General features: G+C 62.5%; 8 protein-coding genes. 4 read left to right on the plus strand and 4 right to left on the minus strand.

The genetic code is table 11. From position 1 onward, the window contains the following. The first annotated feature begins 248 nt into the window (after positions 1-248). Together QMX97_RS30970 and QMX97_RS30975 are read left to right on the plus strand one after the other, a co-directional pair. The gene (locus QMX97_RS30970) at positions 249-773 is read left to right on the plus strand and encodes a GNAT family N-acetyltransferase (protein ID WP_065908027.1); all 525 of its coding nucleotides are present in this window, start codon (positions 249-251) and stop codon (positions 771-773) included. 144 nt (positions 774-917) lie between these two features. Further along, entirely contained in the window at positions 918-2,321 is a 1,404-nt protein-coding gene (locus QMX97_RS30975) for an MFS transporter (RefSeq protein WP_120448779.1), read from the plus strand. 42 nt (positions 2,322-2,363) lie between these two features. On the opposite strand, the gene QMX97_RS30980 is transcribed toward QMX97_RS30975, so the two are convergent. The 4 genes from QMX97_RS30980 to QMX97_RS30995 form a co-directional block, all read right to left on the minus strand. Beyond that, positions 2,364-3,284: a bifunctional helix-turn-helix transcriptional regulator/GNAT family N-acetyltransferase gene (locus QMX97_RS30980; RefSeq protein WP_106803667.1), complete on the minus strand. Its 921-nt coding sequence runs from the start codon at positions 3,282-3,284 to the stop codon at positions 2,364-2,366. A 69-nt stretch (positions 3,285-3,353) separates the two neighbouring features. Continuing rightward, positions 3,354-4,646, minus strand: coding sequence for a sorbosone dehydrogenase family protein (locus tag QMX97_RS30985; protein WP_065908033.1), 1,293 nt, complete (start codon positions 4,644-4,646; stop codon positions 3,354-3,356). After that, positions 4,643-5,065: a DUF2231 domain-containing protein gene (locus QMX97_RS30990; protein WP_065908035.1), complete on the minus strand. Its 423-nt coding sequence runs from the start codon at positions 5,063-5,065 to the stop codon at positions 4,643-4,645. The genes QMX97_RS30985 and QMX97_RS30990 overlap by 4 nt, the downstream gene beginning before the upstream one ends. A gap of 90 nt (positions 5,066-5,155) precedes the next feature. Then, the gene (locus QMX97_RS30995; RefSeq protein WP_065908037.1) at positions 5,156-5,479 is read right to left on the minus strand and encodes a hypothetical protein; all 324 of its coding nucleotides are present in this window, start codon (positions 5,477-5,479) and stop codon (positions 5,156-5,158) included. A 262-nt stretch (positions 5,480-5,741) separates the two neighbouring features. Here QMX97_RS30995 and QMX97_RS31000 point away from each other — a divergent pair, with 262 nt between their 5' ends. Both QMX97_RS31000 and QMX97_RS31005 read left to right on the plus strand, forming a co-directional pair. Beyond that, positions 5,742-6,221: an ATP-binding protein gene (locus QMX97_RS31000; protein WP_282398178.1), complete on the plus strand. Its 480-nt coding sequence runs from the start codon at positions 5,742-5,744 to the stop codon at positions 6,219-6,221. Beyond that, a complete protein-coding gene (locus tag QMX97_RS31005; protein WP_282398179.1) occupies positions 6,218-7,012 on the plus strand; it encodes a nucleotidyltransferase domain-containing protein in 795 nt (264 codons plus the stop codon). Before QMX97_RS31000 ends, QMX97_RS31005 begins: the two co-directional genes overlap by 4 nt. Positions 7,013-7,377 lie beyond the last annotated feature (365 nt).

Consider the following 7,377-nt stretch of genomic DNA (forward strand, 5'->3'; position numbering starts at 1 on the left):
GGGCTGCGCAGCAGCCCCAAAACCAGGCGCCACGGTATACCTGATGTTTAAAGGGGGTACTTATGGGGGCTGCTGCGCAGCCCAACGCGGGGCAAGCCCGCTCACCACAACAAGCCCGCTCGCCACAAAAAGTATGCTCACCATAAGCTTGCACACCATAAGCCTGCTCAGCATAAATCAGCTCACCTCTGGTCGGTGCGCCGCAAAAAGACACACTACTATCTACAAACAGAAACGAGAGCTAGCCGATGACCGCCCCACGCCTTACCTACCGCCAGCCCCAGCCCACGGATGTGGCGCGATTGTTCGCGATCTTCGGTGACCCGCAAACCAACCTCTTCAATCCGGCCGGCCCGATGCAAGACCTGGCAGCGGCCCAGCGCCTGCTCGATCACTGGCTGCAGCAATGGGCGGCGCATGGCTATGGCTGGTGGGCGATTGCTCGGCGCGAAGCGCCGGCGCACATCATCGGGTTCGGCGGTATTGCGCCGCTGAACTACCTCACGCAACCGCGCATCAACCTGGGTTATCGCTTTGCCGTGGAGGCCTGGGGGCAGGGTTATGCCACTGAAGTTGCGCGTGATGCGTTGCGGCTGGCGTTTGACACCCTGGGGCTACCCGCCGTGTTCGGTTTGGTGCGGCCGGACCATGCCGCTTCGATTCGCGTGCTGGAGAAAGTCGGCATGCAGCCATTCGGAGAACTCGATGATGTACCTGGCCAAGCCCCGAGCGTGGTCATGTGCGTGCGTCATCCTACAACTTGTCGCGCCTGACAGTTTTGACACCGGTGTGATACCCCACAAAAACCGCAATCTTTCAGATTGACAGCCGTCAGGCAGCCCGCTATAAAAGTCACAGTTGTACGACGACATATGACGTTACATATGTCCTGACTAACAAAAATAAAAAGTGATGCCATGAACTTGAATGAGCCCATCAACGCCCACCGCGTTGGCCAGGCGGTAGGCAACTATCGCTGGACCATCTGTGCGATGTTGTTTTTCGCGACCACCGTCAACTACCTCGACCGCCAGGTGCTCAGCCTGCTGGCGCCGCAGTTGTCGACGCAATTTGGCTGGAGCAACACCGACTACGCCAACATTGCCGCTGTGTTCCAGTTCGTCTACGCGATTTCGATGCTGTTCGCCGGGCGCTTCGTCGACAAGATCGGCACCAAGGCCGCGTATGTCGTGGCGATTGGCATCTGGTCCACCGGCGCAATCATGCACGCGTTCGCGGTGCCGATGGGCGAGGGCATCGCGGCGGTCAGCGGGGCGATCGGGCTGGCGGTGATTCCGGTGTCGATTGCCGGCTTCATGCTCTCCCGCGCGGTACTGGCGATTGGCGAGGCGGGTAACTTCCCGATCGCGATCAAGGCCACTGCCGAGTATTTCCCGAAGAAAGAACGCTCGCTGGCCACCGGTATCTTCAACTCCGGCGCCAACGTAGGCGCGATCCTGGCCCCCATCTGCGTGCCATTGATTGCCGGCCTGTGGGGCTGGGAAGCCGCCTTCATGGTGATCGGCATGTTGGGCTTCGTGTGGGTGGCGGTGTGGTCGGCGCTGTACGAAAAACCCGACCAGCAAAAACGCCTGTCCGCCGAAGAGCTGGCGTATATCCGCAGCGACCAGACCGTCCAGCCGTTCACGGCGGCGCCGGCCGGCACGCCGGAGAAAAAAGTCTCGTGGTTCAAATTGCTCACCTACCGCCAGACCTGGGCCTTCGCCTTCGGCAAGTTCATGACTGACGGCGTGTGGTGGTTCTTCCTGTTCTGGCTGCCCACCTACCTGTCCGCGCAATACGGCATGAAAGGCGCCGACATCGTCATGCCCCTGGCGGTGCTGTACAGCATGACCATGGTCGGCAGCATCGGCGGCGGCTGGTTCCCCAGCTACTTCATGGCGCGCGGCGACGCACCGTACGACGGTCGCATGAAAGCCATGCTGGTGATCGCGCTGTTCCCGCTGGTGGTATTGCTGGCGCAGCCGCTGGGCTACATCAGCTTCTGGGTGCCGGTGTTGCTGATCGGGGTGGGAGCGTCGGCGCATCAGGCGTGGTCATGCAATATCTTCACCACCGTGTCCGACATGTTCCCGCAGAAAACCGTGGCCTCGGTGGTCGGCATCGGCGGTATGGCCGGCGGTATCGGCGGGGTGGTGATGACCAAGATCGGCGGCTGGGTATTTGATTACTACAAGTCGATCAACGATATCCATACCGGCTACATGATCATGTTCGCGATCTGTGCACTGGCCTACCTGGTAGCGTGGAGCGTGATGAAAGCGCTGGTGCCGCGCCACAAGGAAATCACTGATTTGTAACGCCTGGCCTCCCGCGCCGAGTACAGCGCGGGAGGTATTTTTCTACAGGGCGCGTACCCACGTCTCACTGACCAGGGTCTTGCCGAAACTGACGGTGGGTTCCTCCTCGGTCAGTTCGAAGCCCGCCTTCTGATACAGCTTGCGCGCGTCGGTGAGGATGTTCACCGTCCACAGCAGCATGCTTGTATAGCCGGCCTGCCGGGCAAAACGCAGGCATTCATCCACCAGCCGCTGGCCAATCCCCATGCCTCGGGCGCTGGCGTCGACATACAGCATGCGCAACTTGGCGGTGGTGGCGTCATGGCGCACCACAAACACCGAACCCACCACCTCGCCGTCCTTTTCCGCAATCCAGCAGCGCTCGCACGTTGGGTCAAACTCGCGCAGGTACTTGGCGACAATCTCCGCCACCAGCGCCTCGAACTCCCAGTTCCAGCCATATTCACGCGCGTACAAGGCCGATTGCTGTTGGACTACCAGGCCCATGTCGCCAGGTTGCGGGTCGCGCAGCAGGTAGGTCGGCGCAGTGCCTTGCAGGAGGGCCTGGATGCGTTGCATCGCGCCGGTGAGTTGGCGTTGCTGGGCGTCGGGCAGGGCATCGAGCAGGGCGATGACTTCGTTCTGCGTCTGCTGCTCCAGCGGGGCCAGCACGGCGCGGCCCAGATCACTGAGGTGCAACAGCACCGCACGTGCGTCGGTGGGCGAGCGGACTTTCTGGATCAGGCGGTTTTTTTCCAGCCCGCTGGTCAGCCGGCTCAGGTAACCCGCGTCGAGGCTGAGCATCTGGCACAGGTCGGCGCTGGTCAGGTCGCCTCGCGATGACAACTCGTACATCACACGGATTTCGGTCAGGGAGAAATCGCTCTGCAGCAGGTGTTCCTGCAGCACGCCGATCTGGTGGGTATAGAAGCGGTTGAAGCCGCGCACGATGCCGGCGCGTTCGACAAGCTGGGGTGTAGACATGGCGGATGCTCGAATGGTTGCCTGAAGCAATTATATTGTTGCTTCAGGCAATCAAGTCAAACATTTTACTCAGCGGTTACGCGTCACCCGCCAAACGGTGTTGGCCAGGTCGTCGGCGATGATCAGCGCACCTTTCGGGTCCACCGTCACGCCCACCGGGCGCCCGCGGGTCTTGCCGTCGTCGCCGCGAAAGCCGGTGGCGAAGTCGATCGGCTCACCGGAAGGCTTGCCATTGCTGAACGGCACGAAGATCACTTTGTAGCCCACAGGGTTGTCGCGGTTCCAACTGCCGTGTTCGCCGACAAACACACCGTCGGCGAATTTCTCGCCGAGGGCCGGGATGGAGAAGTCCACGCCGAGTGCCGCCACGTGGGAGCCCAGGCTGTAGTCCGGCTTGATCGCGGCAGCGACTTTGGCCGGGTTCTGTGGTTGGGCGCGCGGGTCGACGTTCTGGCCCCAGTAGCTGTAGGGCCAGCCGTAGAAGGCGCCTTCGCGTACTGAAGTCAGGTAGTCGGGCACCAGGTCCGGGCCCAGCTCGTCGCGTTCGTTGACCACCGTCCACAGTTGCCCGGAATCAGGCTGGATGGTCAACGCCGTCGGGTTGCGCAAGCCGGTGGCGTAGGGCTTGTGGGCGCCGGTTTGCGCGTCGATCTGCCAGACCATGGCGCGGTCGATTTCGACTTCCATGCCGCGTTCGGTGATGTTGCTGTTCGAGCCGATGCCCACGTAGAGCTGGCGGCCATCGGCGCTCACGGCCAGGGATTTGGTCCAGTGGTGGTTGATCTGCGCCGGCAGGTCGGTGACCTTGGTCGGCGGCCCGCTGGCTTTGGTCTGGCCGTCGACGTAATCGAAGCGCACCAGCGCGTCCTGGTTGGCGACGTAGAGCTTGCCGTCGGCAAACGCCAGGCCGTAGGGCGCGTTGAGGTTGTCAGCGAACACGGTCTTCAGTTCGTAGGTGCCATCACCGTCGGCGTCCCGCAGCAGGGTCAGGCGGTTGCCGCCCTTGACCTTGGTGTTGCCCTGGGCCTTGATCACGCTGGCGATCACGTCCTTGGGCTTGAGCTTGGCCGCGCTGCCGCCACGGCCTTCGGCGATGAGGATGTCGCCGTTGGGCAGCACCAGGGTCTGGCGCGGGATGGCCAGGTCGGTGGCAATGGCGGTGACGCTGTAGCCCTCGGGGACCTGGGGTTTCTGTTCGCCCCATGGCGTCGGTTCGGCGATCTTCATGCTCGGCAGCAGGCTGCTTTGCTGCTCCGGCAACTTCGGGTCGGGGCCGCGGGCCTGGGTCTTGTCACCTTCGCCACCGCAGGCGCTCAGCAGCAGCGCTGCACTCAATACGGTCAGGGTGCTGGACGTTTTCATTGGGCATCTCCCGAGCGCAGGTTGGTCAGGCCGGTCCACGTCGCCGCCACTGCCAGCAGCGTGACGATCGCCGACAGCACCAGGCCCGTGGGCATCATGGCGTAGGCGTCCTTGGCATGCTGGAAGGCGTTGACCAGCCCCACTACCCAGGCCGCGAGCAACAGCAGGAAGTACACGGTCGGGCGCCCAGCCTTGGGCCGCGCGCGCAGCAGATTGACCAGAGCGAACAGCAGTGCAAAACCGCTGAACACCAACGCGCCGGCGATCAGCCAGGAAGCGAAGTTGGCCCATTGAATCTGGTAGGTCTGCCCGTAGGCAATATCACTGAGCAAGGCCCCGAGAAACAGCGGCACACTGCCGGCGAGCAACGTCGCATGCAGCGGCCCTGGGGTGTAGCGGTAGGTGGGGAGGGTGGTCATGGGGGTGGCGGCTCCTTATCGTTCTGCGCCCATGGGCTCAGGGGCGCGATGACTTCGCATAGGAAAGGAACGTGCCGTTTGTAAGAAAGTTCAGTGGGGTTTCGTGTCGAGATGTTTTTCGAACCAGGCGGCATAGGGTGTGTTGGCCACCTGGCACCGATTGAAATCCGGACTGCCATCGGTCCACCACACGGGACCGCGCTCGCCGAGGGCGACCTTGGCGCGCTGCACCTGTTGGCGTGCTGCCTTGAGTTGTTGGGGATCGCCGCTGGCCTTGGCCGCCTTGACCGCGCGGCGGGCGTCCATCAAGTCATTGACCCAGCGTTGTCGCGTGGCGTCATCCAGCGCCGGGTCCGTGCAGCGCCAGAGTTGGCCCTTGACTACAAAGTAGCGCCCATCCGGCGTGCTAATCATGGTGCCAGCGCAGCACCCGCAGTACGCCCCACATCATTGAAATCACAATAGCCATCCAACCGGCAAACAGGCTGAAGAGTGTCATTGCAAGGTTCATAACCACCTCCATTGCGTTGTCGTCTCGCTGTCGTCCTTATAGGTGACCGCCCTGTAAACGCAGGAATTCAACTTAATTGATCGAGCGTGCATCGCTGTGCTTCGACACGCGGGGCAAAAATGTGGCAGCGTTGGCGTCCTCGATTCAGACAATGGAGCTGTGCCCATGCCTACCCTGCACCTGCTGTGCGGCAAGATCGCCGCCGGTAAGTCGACGCTGGCCAAGACCCTGGCGGCCGAGCACGCGGCCATCCTGCTCAGTGAAGATGCCTGGCTCGCCCGCTTATACCCGGGTGAAGTGCTGTCGATCGCCGACTACCTGCGCTGCGCCCAGCGGATTCAAGCGGTGTTGGGGCCGCTGGTGGTTGATCTGCTGGGAGCAGGCGTCAATGTGGTACTGGATTTTCCCGCCAACACCCTGGCCAATCGCGCAGCGCTGCTGGGGTTGGCGCAGGCCGCCGGGGCGCCGCACTGCCTGCATTACCTGGAACTCGATGACGCCACCTGCCGCGCGCGGCTGCACGCACGCAATGCGCGTGGCGAGCATGACTTCGCCGCCACCGATGCCGAGTTTGAGCTGATCACCCGCCATTTCTGTGTGCCGAGTGCGGAAGAGGGGCTGGTGATCGAGGTGCATCGTCCGTGAGTACTGTGCATTCCACCGGCCTTGATGCCGAGGGCTTTATCCTGACGGTAGGCCAGGTGCCTGTGCAGCCGGCGTTCCAGGCGTTGCTGGCGGATGTGTGCAGCTCGTTGTCGCTGCCGTCGTTGGGGCTGGACGGTATTTACCTGTATGGCAGTGTCGCGCGCGGCGAGGCCACGCCGGGTGTCAGCGACCTGGACCTGACGCTGGTGCTGCGCGAGCCGCCAACTGCGCAGAGTGTGCAGCAACTGGAGGTGCTGCGCCTTGCGCTGGAGCGGCGGCATCCCGAGGTCACCAAGATAGATTTCGATATCGGCAGCCGTGCGCAGGTGTTGTCGGCTGAACACCGCAACAGTTGGGGCTTCTGGCTCAAGCATCACTGCCGCTGCCTGTGGGGTGACGACCTGTCGCTGCAGTTCGAGCGGTTTCGGCCCTGCCGTGAGATTGCGTCAGCGGTGAATGCGGACTTCGCCGATGTGTTGAGTGCCTACCTCACCCGCATCGCACAGGCCGGCACTGAGCAGGAGCGCCTTCGTTTGCAGCGCGAGGCGTCGCGCAAGTTGATCAGGGCGACGCATGTCTTGAGTGCCGAGTCGGCAGTGACATGGCCGCAGACGCTGGAAGAATATGTGGCGCTGTTCGTCCAGCGGTACCCGGCCAGGGTCACTCATGTGGCGTTCTTTCTGTTTGAAGCCAGGAACCCGAGTGCGGCGGGCGACCAGTTCTGTACCCGGCTGCAGGCGTTCCTGGACTGGATGGTGACTCATCCTCCGGTGGGAGCCGTCGAGCTTTAGCGAGGCCGCGAAGGCGGTGGGTCAGGCACAGAAGGGTTGTCAGTACTGCCGCCTTCGCAGCCTCGCTGAGGCTCGACAGCTCCTACAGTTGGACGGTGTAGTGGCTGGAATCCAAGCCACATAGCGAAACCGGTGCTTGCTCAAATCCCAGCCACACAGCACACCTCCCTGTGGGGCAAGGTGCTGCTCAAATCCCCTTCATATACTGCTGAATATCGCGAACCCCTGTGCTGGCTTGCTGCAGAAAATCCCACTCACACAGGCGCTTTCCTGTGGGAGCCGTCGAGCTTTAGCGAGGCCGCGAAGGCGGCGGGTCAGGCACAGAAGGGCTGTCAGTACTGCCGCCTTCGCAGCCTCGCTAAAGC

It is taken from the genome of Pseudomonas sp. PS01298 (genome assembly GCF_029959745.1).
GTDB classification, from domain to species: domain Bacteria; phylum Pseudomonadota; class Gammaproteobacteria; order Pseudomonadales; family Pseudomonadaceae; genus Aquipseudomonas; species Aquipseudomonas aylmerensis.

What these genes read in the sequence shown, in the direction of transcription:
- QMX97_RS30990 (WP_065908035.1), bottom strand. Translation starts at nt 5,065, where the DNA reads ATGACCACCCTCCCCACCTACCGCTACACCCCAGGGCCGCTGCATGCG.
- QMX97_RS31000 (WP_282398178.1), top strand. Translation starts at nt 5,742, where the DNA reads ATGCCTACCCTGCACCTGCTGTGCGGCAAGATCGCCGCCGGTAAGTCG.
- QMX97_RS30995 (WP_065908037.1), bottom strand. Translation starts at nt 5,479, where the DNA reads ATGATTAGCACGCCGGATGGGCGCTACTTTGTAGTCAAGGGCCAACTC.
- QMX97_RS30980 (WP_106803667.1), bottom strand. Translation starts at nt 3,284, where the DNA reads ATGTCTACACCCCAGCTTGTCGAACGCGCCGGCATCGTGCGCGGCTTC.
- QMX97_RS30970 (WP_065908027.1), top strand. Translation starts at nt 249, where the DNA reads ATGACCGCCCCACGCCTTACCTACCGCCAGCCCCAGCCCACGGATGTG.
- QMX97_RS30985 (WP_065908033.1), bottom strand. Translation starts at nt 4,646, where the DNA reads ATGAAAACGTCCAGCACCCTGACCGTATTGAGTGCAGCGCTGCTGCTG.
- QMX97_RS30975 (WP_120448779.1), top strand. Translation starts at nt 918, where the DNA reads ATGAACTTGAATGAGCCCATCAACGCCCACCGCGTTGGCCAGGCGGTA.